The organism is Ramlibacter sp., from assembly GCF_013697775.1.
Classification (GTDB): domain Bacteria; phylum Pseudomonadota; class Gammaproteobacteria; order Burkholderiales; family Burkholderiaceae_C; genus Ramlibacter.
Genome location: NZ_JACCWG010000258.1, coordinates 1 through 19,084, shown reverse-complemented (window position 1 = coordinate 19,084; position 19,084 = coordinate 1). Strand labels below are relative to the sequence as shown.

The 19,084-nt window shown below is 68.6% G+C and carries 17 protein-coding genes and 1 pseudogene; 8 read left to right on the top strand and 10 right to left on the bottom strand.

All coding sequences use genetic code 11. From position 1 onward, the window contains the following. The 6 genes from phnH to H0U68_RS12820 form a co-directional block, all read left to right on the top strand. Nucleotides 1–408 (top strand): phosphonate C-P lyase system protein PhnH (gene phnH / locus H0U68_RS12845; RefSeq protein WP_296356163.1); only part of this gene is annotated, 408 nt, incomplete at its 5' end. A gap of 1 nt (nucleotide 409) precedes the next feature. Further along, a complete protein-coding gene (locus tag H0U68_RS12840) occupies nucleotides 410–1,501 on the top strand; it encodes a carbon-phosphorus lyase complex subunit PhnI (protein WP_296356161.1) in 1,092 nt (363 codons plus the stop codon). Further along, a complete protein-coding gene (locus tag H0U68_RS12835) occupies nucleotides 1,501–2,409 on the top strand; it encodes an alpha-D-ribose 1-methylphosphonate 5-phosphate C-P-lyase PhnJ (protein WP_296356159.1) in 909 nt (302 codons plus the stop codon). The genes H0U68_RS12840 and H0U68_RS12835 overlap by 1 nt, the downstream gene beginning before the upstream one ends. Next, nucleotides 2,399–3,205 (top strand): phosphonate C-P lyase system protein PhnK, encoded by an 807-nt coding sequence (gene phnK / locus H0U68_RS12830; protein WP_296356157.1) that lies wholly within the window; start codon nucleotides 2,399–2,401, stop codon nucleotides 3,203–3,205. The genes H0U68_RS12835 and phnK overlap by 11 nt, the downstream gene beginning before the upstream one ends. Beyond that, nucleotides 3,202–3,900: a phosphonate C-P lyase system protein PhnL gene (phnL, locus tag H0U68_RS12825; protein WP_296356155.1), complete on the top strand. Its 699-nt coding sequence runs from the start codon at nucleotides 3,202–3,204 to the stop codon at nucleotides 3,898–3,900. Before phnK ends, phnL begins: the two co-directional genes overlap by 4 nt. A gap of 26 nt (nucleotides 3,901–3,926) precedes the next feature. Then, a complete protein-coding gene (locus H0U68_RS12820; RefSeq protein WP_296356152.1) occupies nucleotides 3,927–5,066 on the top strand; it encodes an alpha-D-ribose 1-methylphosphonate 5-triphosphate diphosphatase in 1,140 nt (379 codons plus the stop codon). Nucleotides 5,067–5,093: 27 nt separating this feature from the next. Here H0U68_RS12820 and H0U68_RS12815 read toward each other — a convergent pair whose 3' ends face one another. The 6 genes from H0U68_RS12815 to H0U68_RS12790 all read right to left on the bottom strand — a co-directional run bounded on the left by H0U68_RS12815 (nucleotide 5,094) and on the right by H0U68_RS12790 (nucleotide 12,813). After that, on the bottom strand, nucleotides 5,094–5,924 hold the full coding sequence (locus tag H0U68_RS12815; RefSeq protein WP_296356151.1) for an enoyl-CoA hydratase-related protein: 831 nt from the start codon (nucleotides 5,922–5,924) through the stop codon (nucleotides 5,094–5,096). A gap of 44 nt (nucleotides 5,925–5,968) precedes the next feature. Continuing rightward, the gene (locus H0U68_RS12810) at nucleotides 5,969–7,630 is read right to left on the bottom strand and encodes a S8 family peptidase (RefSeq protein ID WP_296356149.1); all 1,662 of its coding nucleotides are present in this window, start codon (nucleotides 7,628–7,630) and stop codon (nucleotides 5,969–5,971) included. A gap of 196 nt (nucleotides 7,631–7,826) precedes the next feature. Further along, nucleotides 7,827–9,161 carry a phosphoglucosamine mutase gene (gene glmM, locus H0U68_RS12805; protein ID WP_296356147.1) on the bottom strand — a complete coding sequence of 445 codons (1,335 nt, stop codon included), beginning with the start codon at nucleotides 9,159–9,161 and terminating at the stop codon, nucleotides 7,827–7,829. Next, nucleotides 9,158–10,027: a dihydropteroate synthase gene (gene folP, locus H0U68_RS12800; protein ID WP_296356145.1), complete on the bottom strand. Its 870-nt coding sequence runs from the start codon at nucleotides 10,025–10,027 to the stop codon at nucleotides 9,158–9,160. The genes glmM and folP overlap by 4 nt, the downstream gene beginning before the upstream one ends. 78 nt (nucleotides 10,028–10,105) lie before the next feature. After that, nucleotides 10,106–12,013: an ATP-dependent zinc metalloprotease FtsH gene (ftsH, locus tag H0U68_RS12795; protein WP_296356142.1), complete on the bottom strand. Its 1,908-nt coding sequence runs from the start codon at nucleotides 12,011–12,013 to the stop codon at nucleotides 10,106–10,108. A 122-nt stretch (nucleotides 12,014–12,135) separates the two neighbouring features. Then, complete coding sequence (locus H0U68_RS12790; RefSeq protein WP_296356140.1) at nucleotides 12,136–12,813, bottom strand: RlmE family RNA methyltransferase; 678 nt, start codon at nucleotides 12,811–12,813, stop codon at nucleotides 12,136–12,138. A gap of 33 nt (nucleotides 12,814–12,846) precedes the next feature. On the opposite strand from H0U68_RS12790, the gene H0U68_RS12785 reads away from it, so the two are divergent. Then, nucleotides 12,847–13,320, top strand: a complete 474-nt coding sequence (locus H0U68_RS12785; RefSeq protein WP_296356138.1) for a YhbY family RNA-binding protein — start codon at nucleotides 12,847–12,849, stop codon at nucleotides 13,318–13,320. Here H0U68_RS12785 and H0U68_RS12780 read toward each other — a convergent pair. The 4 genes from H0U68_RS12780 to carA all read right to left on the bottom strand — a co-directional run bounded on the left by H0U68_RS12780 (nucleotide 13,298) and on the right by carA (nucleotide 18,787). After that, a complete protein-coding gene (locus H0U68_RS12780; protein ID WP_296356136.1) occupies nucleotides 13,298–13,780 on the bottom strand; it encodes a DUF4149 domain-containing protein in 483 nt (160 codons plus the stop codon). The two genes, H0U68_RS12785 and H0U68_RS12780, sit on opposite strands and share 23 nt — an antisense overlap. 5 nt (nucleotides 13,781–13,785) lie before the next feature. After that, nucleotides 13,786–14,262, bottom strand: coding sequence for a transcription elongation factor GreA (gene greA / locus H0U68_RS12775; protein WP_296356134.1), 477 nt, complete (start codon nucleotides 14,260–14,262; stop codon nucleotides 13,786–13,788). A gap of 83 nt (nucleotides 14,263–14,345) precedes the next feature. Continuing rightward, entirely contained in the window at nucleotides 14,346–17,606 is a 3,261-nt protein-coding gene (gene carB, locus H0U68_RS12770) for a carbamoyl-phosphate synthase large subunit (protein ID WP_296356132.1), read from the bottom strand. A 5-nt stretch (nucleotides 17,607–17,611) separates the two neighbouring features. Next, nucleotides 17,612–18,787, bottom strand: a complete 1,176-nt coding sequence (gene carA / locus H0U68_RS12765; protein WP_296356129.1) for a glutamine-hydrolyzing carbamoyl-phosphate synthase small subunit — start codon at nucleotides 18,785–18,787, stop codon at nucleotides 17,612–17,614. A gap of 190 nt (nucleotides 18,788–18,977) precedes the next feature. Between carA and H0U68_RS12760 the strand changes: the two are divergent. After that, nucleotides 18,978–19,084 (top strand): annotated as a pseudogene (locus H0U68_RS12760) (BAX inhibitor (BI)-1/YccA family protein); the annotation flags it as partial.

Sequence of the window (19,084 nt, the reverse complement as noted above, 5' to 3'; positions counted from 1 at the left end):
CCGGTGTGGTGGCAGCACGCCACGCCGGCGCTGGCGCAATGGCTGCGCTTTCACACCGGTGCGCCGCAGGCCGGCGCCGCGCGCGACGCCGCCTTCGCGGTGGTGACCGATGCACGGCGCATGCCGGCGCTCGGCACCTTCGCCGCCGGCAGCCTGGCCTCGCCCGAGTTCTCCACGACGCTGATCGTCGAGGTGCCATCGCTCACCGGCGGCGACCCGGTGCAGGCGCGCGGGCCCGGCATCCGCGACGCCGAAGCGCTGCGCATCGCGGGTCTTCCCGCGGACTTCTGGGCGCAATGGAACGACAACCACGCGGCGTTTCCGCAAGGCGTGGACGCGCTCTTCACCTGCGGCGGCCAGGTCATCGGCCTGCCGCGCACCACCCGCGTACAGCGGCAGGAGGCCTGAGATGTACGTCGCAGTCAAAGGCGGCGCGGCCGCCATCGAGAATTCCTGGCGCCTGCTGGCGCAGCAGCGCCGCGGCGACACGGCGGTGCCCGAGCTGTCGGTGGCGCAGGTGCGCGAACAGCTGCCGCTGGCGGTGGACCGCGTGATGGCCGAGGGCTCGCTGCACGATCCCGAGCTCGCCGCGCTGGCGCTCAAGCAGGCCTGCGGCGACGTGATCGAAGCGGTGTTCCTGCTGCGCGCCTACCGCACAACGCTGCCGCGCTTCGGCTATGCCGAGCCGCTGGACACGGCGCGCATGCACCTGTCGCGCCGCATCTCCGCCACCTTCAAGGACGTGCCCGGCGGCCAGGTGCTGGGCCCCACCTACGACTACACGCAGCGCCTGCTGGACTTCCAGCTGCTGGCCGACGGCGGCCACATGGATGCCTTGCAGCCGGCCAGCGAGCCCATGCCACGGCACACGCCGCGCGTGAGCGAACTGCTGGCCGGCGAAGGACTGGTCGAAACCCCGCAGCCGCAGCCCGGGCAGGAGCCTGGCGACCTGACGCGCGCGCCGCTGATGTTCCCCGCCGACCGGCCGCAGCGCCTGCAGGCGCTGGCGCGCGGCGACGAGGGCTGGCTGCTGGCCATGGGCTATTCCACGCAGCGCGGTTATGCCAACGGCCACCCGTTCGCCGGCGAAATCCGGCGCGGGCACGTGGCGGTGGAGCTGGTGCCCGACGAACTTGGCTTTCCCATCGAGATCGGCGACGTCGAGCTCACCGAATGCCAGATGGTCAACCAGTTCGAAGGCAGCCGCGAGCTGCCGCCGCAATTCACGCAGGGCTACGGCCTGGCCTTCGGCGGCAGCGAGCGCAAGGCGATGGCGATGGCGCTGGTGGACCGCGCCCTGCGCGCGCGCGAACTCGGCGAACCGGTCGTTGCGCCGGCGCAGGACGAGGAGTTCGTGCTGGCCCACGCCGACAGCGTGGAAGCCTCTGGTTTCGTGCAGCACCTGAAGCTGCCGCACTACGTGGACTTCCAGTCCGAACTGGAACTGGTGCGCAGGCTGCGCGCCGAACATGCCGCGCGAGCGCGCGAGGAAGCCGCCTGATGCACGACACGCCCTACAACTTCGCGTTCCTGGACGAACGCACCAAGAAGATGATCCGCCGCGCCATGCTGAAGGCGGTGGCGATCCCCGGCCACCAGGTGCCGTTCGGTTCGCGCGAGATGCCCTTCGCCTACGGCTGGGGCACCGGCGGCATCCAGGTCACGGCCAGCCTGATCGGCCGCGACGACACGCTCAAGGTCATCGACCAAGGCGCCGACGACACCACCAACGCGGTGAACATCCGCCGCTTCTTCGAGCGCGTGACCGGCGTTGCGACCACCGGCAGGACGGCCGCCGCCACGGTGATCCAGACGCGCCACCGCATTCCGGAGACGCCGCTCACCGAGCAGCAAATCCTGGTCTACCAGGTGCCCATGCCCGATCCGCTGTTCCGCCTGGAGCCGCGCCGCACCGAGTCGATCCGCATCCACGCGCTGGCCGAGTACGGGCTGATGAACGTGAAGCTGTACGAGGACATCGCGCAGCTGGGCGCCATCTCCAAGACCTACGACTACCCGGTGCTGGTGAACGGGCGCTACCTTACTTCGCCGTCGCCGATTCCCAAATTCGATAATCCCAAGATGCACATGAACCCTGCCCTGCAGCTGTTCGGCGCCGGCCGCGAGAAACGCATCTACGCGATTCCGCCCTACACCGAGGTGCGCAGCCTGGACTTCGAGGACCATCCGTTCCAGGTCCAGCGCTGGGAGCACGCCTGCGCGCTGTGCGGCGCGCGCGAAAGCTTCCTGGACGAGATGATCGTGGACGACGCGGGCAGCCGCCTGTTCGTCTGCTCCGACAGCGACTACTGCGGCCAACGCTGCGCGGCCGGCCACACCGGCACGCAGCAGGCGGTGCAGGTGCGCGACGCGCTGGCGGTAGGCGCGGGAGACGGCCATGCGCGATGACGGCGTGCTGCTGCGCGTGGACGGCGTCGGCAAGTGCTTCACGCAGGGCGGCCGCAGCCGCTGGGCCTGCCGCGGCGTGCGCTTCGACCTGCACGGCGGCGAGGTGCTGGCCGTGGTCGGCGAATCGGGCTCGGGCAAGAGCACCCTGCTCAAGCTGCTGGCCGGACGCATGGCCTGCGACGAGGGCACGGTGTCCTACGACCTGCGCGCCGAAGGCAACGCACCCGGCGGCCTGTCGGACCTGGCGCGGCTGTCCGAAGCGCAGCTGCGCCGGCTGGCGCGCACCGACTGGGGCTTCGTCGAGCAGCAGGCGCGCGACGGCCTGCGCATGAACGTGTCCGGCGGCGCCAACGTCGGCGAGCGGCTGATGGCGCTGGGCGCGCGCCACTACGGCCAGCTGCGCGGCGAGGCGCTGCACTGGATGGAGCGGGTGGAACTCGACACCGCGCGCATCGACGACCTGCCGGGCACCTACTCGGGCGGCATGCAGCAGCGCCTGCAGATCGCCCGCAACCTGGTCACCCGGCCGCGCCTGGTGTTCATGGACGAACCCACCACCGGGCTGGACGTGTCGGTGCAGGCAAGGCTGCTGGACCTGCTGCGCGAGCTGGTGGAGGAGCTGAACCTCGCGGCCGTTGTCGTCACGCATGATCTGGCCGTGGCGCGGCTGCTGGCGCACCGCATGCTGGTGATGAAGGACGGCCAGGTGGTGGAGCAAGGCCTGACCGACCGCGTGCTGGACGACCCGCAGCATCCCTACACCCAACTGCTCGTTTCCTCGGTGCTCACCCCATGACAGACGTAGTCCTGCAAGTCCGCGACCTGGGCAAGACCTTCACGCTGCACGGCCGCGGCGCCATCCGGCTGCCGGTGTTCGGCGGCGTCGCGCTCGACTTGGCGCCAGGCGAGTGCGTGGCGCTGACCGGCCGCTCGGGCAGCGGCAAGAGTTCGCTGCTGCGCTGCCTGTACGGCAACTACGCCGCCACCAGCGGCACGGTGCGCGTGCGCCACGAGGCGCGCTGGGTGGACCTCACCGGCGCATCGCCGCGCGAGGTGATCGCGGTGCGCCGCCGCACGCTGGGCTACGTGACGCAGTTCCTGCGCGTGATCCCGCGCGTGTCCGCGCTGGACATCGTGGCCGAACCGCTGCGCCGCCTGGGGCATCCGGCGGACGCCGCGCGCGCCGAGGCCGCGCGCTGGCTGGCGCGCCTCAACCTGGGCGAGCGCCTGTGGCAGCTGCCGCCGGCCACCTTCTCCGGCGGCGAGCAGCAGCGCGTGAACATCGCGCACGGCCTGATCGCCGGCCATCCCATCCTGCTGCTGGACGAGCCGACCGCGTCGCTCGACGATGTCAACCGCGAAGTGGTGGTCGGCCTGATCCGCGAGGCACGCGAACGCGGCGCCGCGGTGATCGGCATCTTCCACGACGCCGAAGTGCGCGACGCCGTCGCCACCCACTGGGTCGATGTCGAAGCCTTCCGCGCCGCCTGACGAACATTCATTTTTATGGAGACCGCATGACGCAACGCATCATCCGCAACGCCCGCATCGTGGCGAACGGCGACACCTTCACCGGCTGCGCCGTGATCGAGGGCGCCACCATCCGCGCGGTGGACCGGGGCGGCAGTTCCATCGCCGGCGCCGAGGACTGGGGCGGCGACTGGCTGCTGCCCGGCCTGGTGGAGCTGCACACCGACAACCTGGAAAAGCACCTGGTGCCGCGCCCCGGCGTGATCTGGAACGCGGTCTCGGCCACGGTGACGCACGACGCGCAGTGCGCCGCCGCCGGCATCACCACCGTGCTGGACTCCATCGTCATCGGCGACATGGACCAGGGCGGCACGCGCAGCCAGACCTACCGGGCCTCCATCGACGCGCTGCACGCCTGCCGCGACAGCGGCCTGCTGCGGGTGGAGCACCTGCTGCACCTGCGCTGCGAGGTGTCCGCGCCCGACATCGTGGAGAACTTCGAGGCGTATGCCGACGACGCGCTGGTGGAGCTGGTGAGCGTGATGGACCACATGCCGGGCCAGCGCCAGTGGCGCGACCTGGTGAAGTACCGCCGCTACACCGAGCGCAACGGCAGCCTGCGCGACGCCGAGTACGAGCGCCTGGTGCGCGAGCGCACCGGGCAGCAGGTCGCCTTCGCCACGCGCCACCGCGCCGCCGTGGTGGCCGGCTGCCACGCGCGCGGCATCCCGCTGGCCAGCCACGACGACACCGAGGTCGAGCATGTGGAGCTGGCGCGCGAGGAACGCGTCGCCGTGTCCGAATTCCCGACCACCGTGCGCGCCGCCGAGGCCGCGCGGCGCGCCGGCATGGCCATCGTGATGGGCGGGCCCAACCTGGTGAAGGGCGGCTCGCATTCGGGCAACGTCTCGGCCGCCGAGCTGGCCGGCCTCGACCTCCTGGACATCATGTCGTCCGACTACGTGCCCTCCAGCCTGGTGCAGTCGGCTTTCCTGCTGCGCGACCTGGGCTGGAGCATGCCCAAGGCCGTGGCCACGGTCAGCCGCAACCCGGCGCGCGCTATCGGCCTGGAGGATCGCGGCGAGATCGCGCCGGGCCAGCGCGCCGACGTCATCCGCGTGCGCGAGACGGAAGGCGGCATGCCGGTGGTGCTGGGTGCGTGGTGCAGGGGAGAGCGGGCGTTCTAACTGCGCGTGGCGGGATGCGGCCGCCGCTCAGGAGTCCCTGAACGACCCTAATGGCGCGAGCGGCGGAAACTCCGCGGCGCGCTTGTCCTTCGCCGCCGCGATCGCCTCGCGCACGTGAGCGTTGCTCCAGATCGCGCCCTGCACCCATCCCATCTGCTTCAGCGCATCGTCCACGCTGTGGTCGCGCGCGTAGTGGATCACCTGCTTAGTGCCCCACACTGCCACCGGCGGCTTGGCGGCGATTTCTTCAGCGCACTTCAGGGACGCGGCGAGCATCGCTTCGTGCGTGTCGAACACCTCGTTGACCAGGCCGTAGCCGAGCGCGCGTGCCGCCGGCAGGCGGCGGCCGGTGTACGCAAGTTCCTTGACCACGCCCAGCGGCACCAGCTTGGGCAGGCGCTGCAGAGTGCCGACGTCGGCCACCATGCCGATGTTGATTTCCTGGATGCAGAAGAAGGCGTCGGCCGTCGCGTAGCGGATGCAGCAGGCGGTGGCCATGTCCACCGCGCCGCCGACGCAGCCGCCCTGGATCGCCGCGATCACGGGGATGCGCAGCCTCTCCAGCTTGCTGAAGGTGGACTGCATGTCCGCCAGCAGGTCATGGATGGCGGCGCGGCCCTCGGGCGTGGCGTCGTCCATGGCGATGGCGCCGCCGAAGGTCTCCAGCGCCATGCCGGCGCTGAAGTGCTTGCCGGTGGAGGAGATGACCAGCGCGCGCGCCGTGCCTTCGCGGTGCAGCTGCGTGAGCACCGCGTCCAGCTCGCGCCAGAACAGCGGGCCCATGGTGTTCATCGCCTCGGGCCGGCACAGCACGAGGTGGGCGACGTGGCCCCTGGTTTCAAGCTGGAAACATTGCATGGTCGGCCTCCTGACCGACCGCAATGTAGCCCATCGCCCCCGCGTCAGGGCCGGTACGCCGTCACCGAGGTGATCGCGTTGGAGGCAGCGTCGTAGCTCATGTTGGTCCCCGAGAGCCGGGTCACGCCGAAGGTGGTCTGCATGACGCTGATGCTGCCGCTGGACAGCGTACAGGTGCCGCTCGTGCCGGTGGTGCAGCTCACGCCGGCGCCGCCGTAGGTGAAGTTGCCGGTGACCAGCACGCCCGCCACGCCGACGCCGCTGCCGTTCTTCGCCGCGATGGTGATGTTGGCGCGCCAGCTCTTGTTGCTCAGGCGCGTGCCGCTCGCGTTCATCCAGCCGATCGCGATCGGTGTGGTGGTGACCACCGGGGCGGGTGCGGGTGCAGGTGCCGGGGCCGGCGCGACCACCGGCTGCAGCACCGCCAGGTCCAGCGCGGCGTACAGCAGCGCGTTGACCGAGCCGCTGCCGGCGCCGATCACCTTGTTCGGCGTCGCGCCCGAGGTCAGCGCCGCGGTCACCTGCGCCGGCGTCGCCGCCGGGTTGTTTTGCAGGTAGAGCGCGGCCATGCCGGTCACGTGCGGCGTCGCCATCGAGGTGCCGCTCATCACCTGCGTGGCGCTGTCCGAAGCGATGCCGGCCGAGGTGATGGAACTGCCCGGCGCGAAGATGTCCAGGCAGCTGCCCCAGTTGGAATACGAGGCGCGCGCGTCGGTGCTGGTGGTGGCGCCCACCGTGATCGCCGAGGTGGCGCGCGCGGGCGAGTAGTTGCAGGCATCGGCATTGCTGTTGCCCGCCGCGACCGCCACGGTGATGCCGGCGGATACCGCACGGGCGACCGCGGCGTCGAACGAGGTCGAGGCGCCCGCGCCGATCGACATGTTGGCCACCGCCGGACGCGGCGCGTTCGCCACCATCCAATCGATGCCGGCGATGATGCCGCTGATCAGGCCGGTGCCGTCGCAGCCCAGCACGCGCACGGGCACCAGGCTCACGCCCTTGGCCATTCCCCAGGTCGCGCCGCCCACGGTGCCCGCCACGTGCGTGCCGTGGCCGTGGCAGTCGTTGGTGCCCCAGCCGTCGGCGATGGCCGTGTAGCCGGGAAGCACGCGGCCGCCGAAGTCGGCGTGCGTGGCGCGGATGCCGGAATCGATGATGTACGCTCGCACGCCGCTGCCGGTGCCCGCATAGCTGTAGCTGGCGCTGAGCGGCAGCTCGCGCTGGTCGATGCGGTCCAGGCCCCAGTCGGGACTGCTTTGCACGCCGGTGCGCGTGACCACCTGGTCCAGCTCCACGTGGTCCACGTTCGGGTTGTTGTGCATCGCCAGGACGAAGGCGTCGGCCGCCGCGTCGGGCACCATCACGGTGAAGCCCTTGAGCGCATGGCTGTAGGTGTGCACCAGGTTGCCGCGGTGCGCCGCGGCCAGGCCGCGCGCGTGCTCGGCGTGACCCTCGACATTGCCGTGGAATTCCACGATGTAGCGGCTGAAGCCGGCCGGCGCGCCGCCGCGGCCGGCAGCTGCCGGTGCGGCCTGCGGCACGTACACGGCGGCCACGTCGCCGGCCGCGGCGTTCATCGCCGTGCCGCCGTCGGCCGAAGCCGCCGCGTTGTTGTGATCGTCAGAGTCGTCGCCGCCGCCGCACGCGGCGAGCAGGCATGCGGACGCCAGGCAGGCCAGGCCCTGCCGCCAAGTATTGAATCGCATCGATGAGTCCCCGTTTGATGAACAAACGGCCGCCTCCACGCGGCCGCATAGCGGGGAGTGTCATGGCTGAGCCATATGGATGCTCAGCGGTAAATGGGTAGCTCGGCCATTTCCGGCGCCATTGGCGGAAAATTCACGGGCAGTGACGTTTTGAAACGGCCGCGCGGGCGCCCGGTGCTGTGCGGGGTCTGGACGCTCAGGCCGCGCGCACGGCATCTGCCAGCCGCTGCGCGCCTTCGGTGGCCATACGCTCATCGGCCGCCTCCACCATCACGCGCAGCACCGGCTCGGTGCCGCTGGGGCGGATCAGCACGCGGCCGCTGCCGTTGAGCTCGTGCTCGAGCCGCTCGCGCTCGCCGGCGAGCTGGCCGCTCTTTTGCCAGTCCTGGCCCGGCTTCAGCCGCACGTTGATGAGCGACTGCGGGAACAGGCGCACGCCTTCCATCAGCTGCGACAGGCTGCGGCCGCTGCGGGCCACGGCCTGCAGCACCTGCAACGCGTTGACCAAGCCGTCGCCGGTGGTGTGCTTGTCCAGGCACAGCAGGTGGCCGGAGCCCTCGCCGCCCAGCAGCCAGCCGCGCTTCTCCAGCTCTTCCAGCACGTAGCGGTCGCCGACCTTGGCACGGACGAACTCGACGCCGCGCGCCTTCAGCGCCAGTTCCACCGCCATGTTGGTCATGAGCGTGCCGACCGCGCCGACGACCTTGTCGCCGCGGTCCAGCCGGTCCGTCACCATCAGGTAGAGCAGCTCGTCGCCGTTGTAGAGGCGGCCCGCGCTGTCCACCAGCTGCACGCGGTCGGCGTCGCCGTCCAGCGCCACACCGAAGTCGGCGCCGTGCTGCTTCACGTGCTCGACCAGCGCATCGGGATGGGTGGCGCCGCAATGGTCGTTGATATTCAGGCCGTCCGGGGCGCAGCCGATGCAGAAGGTGTCGGCCCCCAGCTCGTGGAACACCTTGGGCGCGATGTGGTACGCCGCGCCGTTGGCCGCGTCGATGGCGATCTTGCGGCCCTTCAATGTGAGGTGGTTGGGAAAGGTGCTTTTGCAGAACTCGATGTAGCGGCCCGGCGCGTCGTCCAGGCGGCGCGCGCGCCCGAGCGAGCCCGAGTCGGCCCAGACCGGCGGCTGCGACAGCGCGGCCTCGACCTCCTGCTCCCACTCGTCCGACAGCTTGGCGCCCTGCGCGTTGAAGAACTTGATGCCGTTGTCCGGGTACGGGTTGTGGCTGGCGCTGATCACCACGCCCAGGCTGGCGCGCTGCGCGCGCGTGAGATAGGCCACGCCGGGCGTGGGCAGCGGGCCGAGCAGCACCACGTCGACGCCGGCCGAGTTGAAGCCCGACTCCAGCGCGCTTTCCAGCATGTAGCCGGAGATGCGCGTGTCCTTGCCGATCAGCACCGTGGGCCGCTCCTCGGTGCGCTTGAGCACGCGGCCGACGGCGTGGCCCAGGCGCAGCACGAAGTCGGGCGTGATGGGTTCGTGGCCGACCGTGCCGCGGATGCCGTCGGTGCCGAAATAGGTTCTGCTCATGGCGAAGGGCTTTCTTGTGATCGTTGTTCTTGCGTGGCGACCTGCGCGATGGTGGCCTGCCACACCTTGAGCGCCGCGACGGTGTCGGCGACGTCGTGCACCCGCACCACGCGGGCGCCGCGCTCCACCGCCAGCACGGCCGCGGCCACGCTGGCGGCCATCCGCTCGTTCACCGGCTGGCCGGTGACGGTGCCCAGCGAAGATTTGCGCGACCACCCCGCCAGCAGCGGGTAGCCGTCAGCCAGCAGTTCGTGCTGGCGCGCGAGCAGCGCGAAATTCTGTTCGACCGTCTTGCCGAAGCCGATGCCTGCGTCCCAGGCGATGCGGCCGCGCGCCACGCCGCGTTCCAGCAGCGCTGCGGTGGCGTCGCGCAGGAAGCCGCGCACCTGTGGCACCGCGTCGCCCTGCATCGGCTGGCGCTGCATGGTGCGGGGCTCGCCGTGCATGTGCATCAGGCAGACGCCGCAGCTCCCGTGCGCGGCCACGGCCTCGCGCGCGCCGGGCTGCCGCAGCGCCCAGATGTCGTTGACGATGTCGGCGCCCAGGTCCAGCGCCTCGCGCATCAATTCGGGCTTGTACGTGTCCACGGAAATCGGCACGCCCAGGGCCACCGCCTCGCGCAGCACCGGCAGCACCCGGGCGCGTTCGTCTTCCAGCGGCACCGGCGGCGTGCCGGGCCGGCTGGATTCACCGCCCAGGTCGAGGATGTCCGCGCCTTCGGCGATGGCCTGTTCGCAGCGCCGCAGCGCATTGGCGGTGCTGAAGAAGCGGCCGCCGTCGGAGAAGGAATCGGGCGTGACATTCACCACGGCCATCACCCGCGGGCGGGCGAGATCGATGGTGAAACGCGCGGTTTGCCATTGCATGCCCGGAATTGTGCGACAGCGCGTAACGAAAAAGGGGCCATGCGGGCCCCTTTTTCAAGCTTTGCCGAACCTTGACGTTCAGGCGGTCGTCGGTGCCGGATTGGCGGCAACGGGCGTGCCGCCCGAGCCGCCGGTGGGCGGCGTGCGCGGCGTGAAGTCCTTGGGCGGACGCGGGTCCTTGCCGGACATGATGTCGTCGATCTGCTCGGCGTCGATGGTTTCCCACTCGAGCAGCGCCTTGGCCATGGCGTGCATCTTGCCCTTGTTGTCCTCGACCAGCCGGCGCCCCAGCGTGTACTGCTGGTCGATGATCCGGCGCACTTCCTCGTCGACCTTCTGCATGGTCTGTTCGGAGATGTTGGTTGTCTTGGTGACCGAGCGGCCGAGGAACACCTCGCCCTCGTTTTCCGCATAGACCATCGGCCCCAGCGCGTCGGTCATGCCGTAGCGCATGACCATGTCGCGCGCCAGGTGCGTGGCCCGCTCGAAGTCGTTCGAAGCGCCGGTGGTCATCTGGTTCATGAACACCTCCTCCGCGATCCGGCCGCCGAACAGCATGGCGATCTGGCTGAGCATGTATTCGCGGTCGTAAGAATAGCGGTCCTGCTCGGGAAGGCTCATGGTCACGCCTAGCGCGCGGCCGCGCGGGATGATGGTGACCTTGTGCACCGGGTCGCACTTGGGCAGCATCTTGCCGATGAGCGCATGGCCGGACTCGTGGTAGGCGGTGTTGCGCCGCTCTTCCTCGGGCATGACCATGGACTTGCGCTCCGGGCCCATGATGATCTTGTCCTTGGCCTTTTCGAAGTCCTGCATCTCGACCACGCGCGCGTTGCGGCGCGCGGCCATCAGCGCCGCTTCGTTGCACAGGTTGGCCAGGTCGGCGCCGGACATGCCGGGCGTGCCGCGGGCGATGATGCTGGCGTTGACGTCCTGGCCGATCGGCACCTTGCGCATGTGCACGTTCAGGATCTGCTCGCGGCCGCGGATGTCGGGCAGCGTCACGTAGACCTGGCGGTCGAAGCGTCCCGGGCGCAGCAGCGCGGCGTCCAGGATGTCGGGCCGGTTGGTGGCCGCGATCACGATCACGCCCAGGTTGGTCTCGAAGCCGTCCATCTCGACCAGCATCTGGTTCAAGGTCTGCTCGCGCTCGTCGTTGCCCCCGCCCAGGCCGGCGCCGCGCTGGCGGCCGACCGCGTCGATTTCATCGATGAAGATGATGCACGGCGCATTCTTCTTGGCGTTCTCGAACATGTCGCGCACGCGGGCTGCGCCCACGCCGACGAACATCTCGACGAAGTCGGAGCCGGAGATCGAGAAGAACGGCACCTTGGCTTCGCCGGCGATGGCCTTGGCCAGCAGCGTCTTGCCGGTGCCCGGAGGGCCGACCAGCAGCAGGCCGCGCGGAATGCGCCCGCCCAGCTTCTGGAATTTCTGCGGGTCCTTCAGGAAGTCGACGACTTCCTTGGTTTCTTCCTTGGCTTCGTCGCAGCCGGCCACGTCGGCAAAGGTCACCTGGTTGCTGCTCTCGTCGAGCATGCGGGCCTTGCTCTTGCCGAAGCTGAAGGCCCCACCCTTGCCGCCGCCCTGCATCTGCCGCATGAAGTAGATCCACACGCCGATCAGCAGCAGCATGGGGCCCCAGCTGACCAGCAGGGTCATGAGCAGCGAGCCTTCTTCGCGCGGCTTGACGTCGAACTTCACGCCGTTGTTGATGAGGTCGCCGACCAGGCCGCGGTCGAGGTAGGTGGCGGTGGTGCGCACCTTGCGGTCGTCGTTGGTGAGGGCGATGATTTCCGTGCCGCCCTGGCCTTCCTGGATCACCGCGTTCTTGATGTGCTTGTTCCGGACTTCCTCGAGGAAGTCCGAATAGCCCATCACCGAAGCGCCTGCGGCACCACGGGTATCGAACTGCTTGAATACGGTGAATAACACCAGGGCGATCACCAGCCAGACGGCGATCTTGGAAAACCACTGATTGTTCAACTGTGTCTCCGAGGGACTATGCGCCCATGTCTAGGCCCAGATGCTGCTCATTCTAGGCGTTTCAAGACATGGAAAGATGCAAATGCGCAACGGAGTCCCTAGGGGTTCACAGCATATGCGCGTCAGCCGGCATCCTGCGGGGCCGGCATCTTGGGACCGATCCCGACCAGGAAGGTTTCGGAGGATTTGTCACGGGATGCCTTCGGCTTCATCGGCTTGACCACCCGGAAGCGCTCCTTGAACAGCTTGGACAGCTGGCTGTAACCGCTGCCGTGGAACACCTTGGTGATCAGCGCGCCCTCGGGCTTGACGTGGTTGCAGGCGAAATCGACCGCCAGCTCCACCAGGTGCGAGATGCGGGCGGCGTCGGCCGCGGCGATGCCCGACAGGTTGGGCGCCATGTCCGAGACCACCACGTCCACCTTGCGGCCGGCCAGCAGCTTTTCCAGCGCGGCCAGCACCTCCGGCTCTCGGAAGTCGCCCTGCAGGAACTGCACGCCTTCCACGGGTTCCATCGGAATGATGTCCATGGCGATGATGGTGCCGTTGAGCTCACCCACCGCCGCGCCCGCCGGGGAGAGCTTGCGCCGCACGTACTGGCTCCAGGCGCCCGGCGCCGAGCCAAGGTCCACTACCACGTGGCCCGGCTTGATGAGGTGCAGGGCCTCGTCCATCTCCTTGAGCTTGTAGGCGGCGCGGGCGCGGTAGCCCTCCCTGGCCGCCAGTTTGACGTAGGGATCGTTGACATGGTCGTTCAACCATGCCTTGTTGACTTTCTTGCTCTTGGTTTTGACTTTCATGCGGCGCTCGTTGCAAGGAAGATAATAGGCGCTATGCCTGCGATTCAACTGACTGTGGCCGAGCGCAAAGCGCATCGAGCCGAAGCCCACCATCTCGACCCGGTCGTGATGATCGGCAGCGATGGCCTGACACCGGCCGTGAAAAAAGAGACCGATGCCGCGCTCGGCTCCCACGGACTGATCAAGATCCGCGTGCTGGGCGACGACCGCCCCGCGCGTGAGGCCCTGTATCAGCAGCTCGCCGACGAGCTGAACGCCGCTCCCATCCAGCACATCGGCAAGCTGCTGGTGCTGTGGCGCCCGCAAGCCGACAAGGAGCGTGCCAAGGACGAGGACCGCAAGGCCGGCCCGCGCGAATACAAGGTCCTGAAGTACAGCTCGCGCGGCGGCCAGCGCCCGGAAGTCAAGCACGTGCGCGTGCTGGGCAACGAGCGCCTCACGTCCGGCGGCAAGGTGAAGAAGTCCAAGGACAAGAAAAGCTCGGTCAAGAAGCGCCAACTCGGCTGAGCTTCCACAGCGCGATGACGGCGCAGGCCCACTGCGCCAGATACATCGCGCTGCCCGCGCTGTGCCACAGCGCCAGGTTCTGGCGCGCGACGATGCGCGGCGCCACGGCAAATTCCACCAGCAAGGCCAGGATCAGCCCGGCGAGCGCCCAGGCTTCGGTTCGGACTGGCATCGCTTCCGTTCGGGCTGGCACCTCCGTTCGGGCTGAGCTTGTCGAAGCCTGGGCGGGCCCTTCGACAGGCTCAGGGCGAACGGTGGAGTGATTGGCATACAGCAGCACCACCCCGCACCCCAGCGACAGCCAGGTCTGCGCGGAAAAGAGCTTGGCGGCCATGCCGCCGGCGAGTGCCGGCGTGGGCAGGTTGGCGAACAGCAGCGGCACGGCCATGAAGCCGATGGCCGTCAGGCTGCCCCACCAGAGCGCGGCGGCCAGAAGCGGGAGGCGCGCCTTGAAGCCCATGCGGCTCAGATGTACTGGACCGCGACGATTTCGTAGCGCTTGATGCCGCCGGGTGCCTGCACTTCGGCGGTGTCGCCCTCTTCCTTGCCGATCAGGGCGCGGCCGATCGGGCTGGACACGTTGATCAGGCCCAGCTTCAGGTCGGCCTCGTCTTCGCCGACGATCTGGTAGCGCACGGTTTCGCCACTGGTTTGCTCCTCCAGCTCCACGGTGGCGCCGAACACCACGCGGCCTTCGGCGTCCACCGCGGCGGGGTCGATGATCTGCGCCGCGGCCAGCTTGCTGTCGATCTCCTGGATGCGGCCTTCGATGAAACCCTGGCGGTCCTTGGCGGCCTCGTACTCCGCGTTCTCGGACAGGTCGCCCTGGGCCCGCGCCTCGGCGATGGCGTTGATGACGCCCGGACGGTCCACTGTTTTCAGGCGATGCAGTTCCGCCTTGAGCTTTTCCGCCCCGCGCTTGGTGATAGGAATGGTGACCATGTTTGCTCGCTCCACAATGCAAAACCGCCGGGCGTTGCCGCCCGGCGGTTCTTTCTTCGATGCTCCGATTATAGGGCGGCGCTTCAGGCCAGCTGCGCGTGCAGCTCCTGCACGCTGTAGACGTCCAGGTTGTCCATCTGCTTCATGCCCTCCACCGCGGCCTCGGCGCCGGCGATGGTGGTGAAGGTGGTTACGCGGGCCTGCAGCGCGGAGGTGCGGATGGCGCGCGAATCCGCGATGGCGTTGCGCCGCTCCTCCACCGTGTTGACCACCATCACGATCTCGTTGTTCTTGATCATGTCCACGATGTGCGGCCGGCCCTCGGCCACCTTGCTCACCGTCTGGCAGGCAATGCCTGCGGCGCCGATGGCGGCCGCCGTGCCCTTGGTGGCCGCCAGTTCGAAGCCCATGGCCGCCAACTCGCGCGCCACCGCCACCGCGCGCGGCTTGTCGCTTTCCTTGACGGTCAGGAACACCTTGCCCGCCGTCGGCAGGCGGGTGCCCGCGCCCAGCTGGCTCTTGACGAAGGCTTCGCCGAAGGTCTTGCCCACGCCCATCACCTCGCCGGTGGACTTCATCTCCGGGCCGAGGATGGTGTCCACGCCCGGGAACTTCACGAACGGAAACACCGCCTCCTTCACGCTGAAGTAGGGCGGCGTCACCTCGTGGGTGATGCCTTGCGCGTCCAGCGACTGGCCGACCATGCAGCGCGCCGCCACCTTGGCCAGCTGGATGCCGGTGGCCTTGCTGACGTAGGGCACGGTGCGCGACGCCCGCGGGTTCACTTCCAGCACGAAGATCACGTCCTTGCCGTCGAGCTCCTGGATGGCGAACTGCACGTTCATCAGGCCGACCACCTTCAGACCGCGCGCCATGGCCGCGGTCTGCACCTTGAGTTCTTCCACCGTGGCAGGCGACAGCGAATACGGCGGCAGCGAACAGGCCGAGTCGCCCGAGTGCACCCCGGCCTGCTCGATGTGCTCCATCACGCCGCCGATGAACACGCGCTGGCCGTCGCAGATGCAGTCCACGTCGCATTCGATGGCGTCGTTCAGGAAGCGGTCCAGCAGCACCGGCGAGTCGTTGGAGACCTTCACGGCTTCGCGCATGTAGCGCTCCAGGTCGCGCTGCTCGTGCACGATCTCCATGGCGCGGCCGCCCAGCACGTAGCTGGGGCGCACCACCAGCGGGTAGCCCAGCGCCTGCGCCTTCTCCAGCGCCTCGGCCTCGGTGCGCGCGGTGGCATTGGGCGGCTGGCGCAGGCCGAGTTCGTGCAGCAGCTTCTGGAAGCGCTCGCGGTCCTCTGCGGCGTCGATCATGTCGGGGCTGGTGCCGATGATGGGCACACCCTCGGCCTCCAGGCCCAGCGCCAGCTTCAGCGGCGTCTGGCCGCCGTATTGCACGATCACGCCTTCGGGCTTTTCCTTGTCGACGATCTCCAGCACGTCTTCCAGCGTCAGCGGCTCGAAGTACAGGCGGTCGGAGGTGTCGTAGTCGGTGGACACGGTCTCCGGGTTGCAGTTGACCATGATGGTCTCGTAGCCGTCCTCGCGCAGGGCCAGCGCCGCGTGCACGCAGCAGTAGTCGAACTCGATGCCCTGGCCGATGCGGTTGGGCCCGCCGCCCAGCACCATGATCTTCTTGTTGTTCGTCGGCTCTGCCTCGCACTCGTCCTCATACGTCGAGTACATGTAGGCGGTGTTGGTGGCGAACTCGGCGGCGCAGGTGTCCACCCGCTTGTAGACCGGGCGCACGTTCAGCGTCTTGCGCAAGTCGCGCACCGCCTTGTCGGTGGTCTTGAGCAGCTTGGCCAGGCGGCGGTCGGAAAAGCCCTTGCGCTTGAGCGCGCGCAGCGTGGGTTCGTCCAGCGACGCCAGTGCGCCCTCGCCTTTTTCCGCGGTGAGCTTGTCCAGGTCGATTTCGATCTTCACGATTTCCTCGATCTGCACCAGGAACCACTTGTCGATCTTGGTAAGGTCGTACACCTCGTCCACCGACAGGCCCATGCCGAACGCGTCGCCCACGTACCAGATGCGTTCCGGCCCGGGTTCGCCCAGTTCCTTTTCCAGTTCCTCGCGGTCCACGGTCTTCTGGTTCAGGCCGTCGACGCCGACCTCCAGGCCGCGCAGCGCCTTCTGGAAGCTTTCCTGGAAGGTGCGGCCCATGGCCATGACCTCGCCCACCGACTTCATCTGCGTGGTGAGGCGGTCGTTCGCGTCCTTGAATTTCTCGAAGGCAAAGCGCGGGATCTTGGTCACCACGTAGTCGATGCTGGGCTCGAAGCTCGCCGGCGTGGCGCCGCCGGTGATCTCGTTGCGCAGCTCGTCCAGCGTGTAGCCCACGGCCAGCTTGGCCGCCACCTTGGCGATCGGGAAGCCCGTGGCCTTGGATGCCAGCGCGGACGAGCGCGACACGCGCGGGTTCATCTCGATCACAACCATGCGGCCGTCTTCGGGGTTGATGGCGAACTGCACGTTCGAGCCCCCCGTGTCCACGCCGATCTCGCGCAGCACCGCCAGCGAGGCGTTGCGCAGGATCTGGTATTCCTTGTCGGTCAAGGTCTGTGCCGGCGCCACGGTGATCGAGTCGCCGGTATGCACGCCCATCGGGTCCAGGTTCTCGATGGAGCAGACGATGATGCAGTTGTCCTTCTTGTCGCGCACCACCTCCATCTCGAACTCTTTCCAGCCGAGCAGCGACTCCTCGATCAGCAGTTCGCTGGTGGGCGAGGCTTCCAGGCCGCGCTTGCAGATGGTCTCGAATTCCTCGGCGTTGTAGCCGATGCCGCCGCCGGTGCCGCCCAGCGTGAAGCTGGGGCGGATGACGGCCGGGAAACCCAGCTGCTTTTGCACCGCCCAGGCTTCTTCCAGCGAATGCGCAATGCCCGAGCGCGCGGAGCCCAGGCCGATGCGGGTCATCGCATCCTTGAACTTCAGGCGGTCCTCGGCCTTGTCGATGGCTTCGGGGGTGGCGCCGATCAGCTCCACCGGCTTGCCCGTGGCCGCGCCCTGGTACTTGTCCAGCACGCCGTGGCGCCACAGGTCCAGCGCGCAGTTCAGTGCCGTCTGCCCGCCCATGGTGGGCAGGACGGCGTCGGGCCTTTCCTTGGCGATGATTTTCTCGACCGTCTGCCAGGTGATCGGCTCGATGTAGGTGACGTCGGCCGTGGCCGGGTCGGTCATGATCGTCGCCGGGTTGCTGTTGATCAGGATGACCTTGTAGCCCTCCTCGCGCAGCGCCTTGCAGGCCTGCACGCCGGAGTAGTCGAACTCGCAGGCCTGGCCGATGACGATCGGGCCGGCGCCGATGATGAGGATGGATTGGATGTCTGTGCGCTTCGGCATGGCTCTTACTTCTTCTGTTTGTTCTCGGCCATCAGGCCGGTGAACCGGTCGAACAGGTAGCCGATGTCGTGCGGCCCGGGCGAGGCTTCAGGGTGGCCCTGGAAGCAGAACGCCGGCCGGTCGGTGCGCACCAGGCCCTGCAGGGTGCCGTCGAACAGGCTCACGTGCGTGGGGCGCAGGTTGGCCGGCAGCGTCTTCTCGTCGACCGCGAAGCCGTGGTTCTGGCTCGTGATGCTGACCCGGCCGGTATCGAGGTCCTTGACCGGGTGGTTGGCGCCGTGGTGGCCGAATTTCATCTTGTAGGTGCGCGCGCCGCAGGCCAGCGCCATGATCTGGTGGCCGAGGCAGATGCCGAAGGTCGGCAGGCCGCGCTCGATGAGCTCGCGGGTTGCCGCGATCGCGTAGTCGCACGGCTCCGGATCGCCCGGGCCGTTGGCGAGAAAGACGCCGTCGGGGGCCTCCGCCAACACCTGCGCGGCCGGCGTCTCGGCGGGCAGGACGGTGACCCGGCAGCCGCGTTCCGCGAGCAGGCGCAGGATGTTGTGCTTGACGCCGAAGTCATAGGCGACGACGTGAAAGCGCGCGTCCTTGAGCGCGCCGTAGCCGCGCCCGAGCGCCCAGGTCGTTTCCTTCCACTCGTACGGCTCGCGCACGCTGACGACCTTGGCGAGGTCCAGGCCGGCCATGCTCGGCGTCGCGCGGGCCCCGGCGATCGCGTCCTCGACCGCCCCCGGCGCCATCGCCGCGCCCTGCGCGAGGGCGACGATGCAGCCGTTCTGGGCGCCCTTCGTGCGCAAGTGGCGCGTCAGGCGCCGCGTATCGATGCCGGCGATGCCGACCGTATTCGCACCGCGCAGGTAGTCGCCGAGCGACGAGTCGCTGCGGAAATTCGACGCCCGCGCGGGCACGTCCTTGACCACCAGGCCGGCGGCGAACACCTGCGCCGACTCGACGTCCTCGCGGTTGGTGCCGTAGTTGCCGATGTGCGGATAAGTCAGGGTGACGATCTGCCGGCAATAGCTCGGGTCGGTGAGGATTTCCTGGTAGCCGGTGAGCGCGGTGTTGAACACCACCTCGCCGGTCGTCGTGCCGGGCGCGCCGATCGATCTGCCGATGAACACCGAGCCGTCGGCGAGGGCCAGCAGGGCCAGGGCGTGGTCGGGCAGCAGGGAGGCAGACACGAGGGCTCTTTTTGGGGTGGCCTTGAAGTGGCCGCCTCGATCGGCATATGTGCCGGGCCCGAGGCGACGAATTGTATCGTCCGGGTCGGCGCGTTCGGAACTCGACGAAGGGTCTGCGCGCGTTTGCATCGGGAACTAGAATCCCGCGCGTTACTCATAGCTCCCAATCGCCTTCAGGCGGAGGACTCGAATGGAACAGACAGTTCAGAACTACGGTGCCGGCAGCGGCGTCACCTCGGTCGAGCAGCGCAACCGCGTCCTGCGCAACACCTATTGGCTGCTGGCACTCTCGATGGT

What these genes read in the sequence shown, in the direction of transcription:
- phnL (WP_296356155.1), top strand. Translation starts at nt 3,202, where the DNA reads ATGACAGACGTAGTCCTGCAAGTCCGCGACCTGGGCAAGACCTTCACG.
- H0U68_RS12840 (WP_296356161.1), top strand. Translation starts at nt 410, where the DNA reads ATGTACGTCGCAGTCAAAGGCGGCGCGGCCGCCATCGAGAATTCCTGG.
- H0U68_RS12820 (WP_296356152.1), top strand. Translation starts at nt 3,927, where the DNA reads ATGACGCAACGCATCATCCGCAACGCCCGCATCGTGGCGAACGGCGAC.
- glmM (WP_296356147.1), bottom strand. Translation starts at nt 9,161, where the DNA reads ATGAGCAGAACCTATTTCGGCACCGACGGCATCCGCGGCACGGTCGGC.
- H0U68_RS12785 (WP_296356138.1), top strand. Translation starts at nt 12,847, where the DNA reads ATGCCTGCGATTCAACTGACTGTGGCCGAGCGCAAAGCGCATCGAGCC.
- phnK (WP_296356157.1), top strand. Translation starts at nt 2,399, where the DNA reads ATGCGCGATGACGGCGTGCTGCTGCGCGTGGACGGCGTCGGCAAGTGC.
- greA (WP_296356134.1), bottom strand. Translation starts at nt 14,262, where the DNA reads ATGGTCACCATTCCTATCACCAAGCGCGGGGCGGAAAAGCTCAAGGCG.
- folP (WP_296356145.1), bottom strand. Translation starts at nt 10,027, where the DNA reads ATGCAATGGCAAACCGCGCGTTTCACCATCGATCTCGCCCGCCCGCGG.
- H0U68_RS12780 (WP_296356136.1), bottom strand. Translation starts at nt 13,780, where the DNA reads ATGGGCTTCAAGGCGCGCCTCCCGCTTCTGGCCGCCGCGCTCTGGTGG.
- H0U68_RS12810 (WP_296356149.1), bottom strand. Translation starts at nt 7,630, where the DNA reads ATGCGATTCAATACTTGGCGGCAGGGCCTGGCCTGCCTGGCGTCCGCA.
- H0U68_RS12790 (WP_296356140.1), bottom strand. Translation starts at nt 12,813, where the DNA reads ATGAAAGTCAAAACCAAGAGCAAGAAAGTCAACAAGGCATGGTTGAAC.
- carB (WP_296356132.1), bottom strand. Translation starts at nt 17,606, where the DNA reads ATGCCGAAGCGCACAGACATCCAATCCATCCTCATCATCGGCGCCGGC.
- H0U68_RS12815 (WP_296356151.1), bottom strand. Translation starts at nt 5,924, where the DNA reads ATGCAATGTTTCCAGCTTGAAACCAGGGGCCACGTCGCCCACCTCGTG.
- H0U68_RS12835 (WP_296356159.1), top strand. Translation starts at nt 1,501, where the DNA reads ATGCACGACACGCCCTACAACTTCGCGTTCCTGGACGAACGCACCAAG.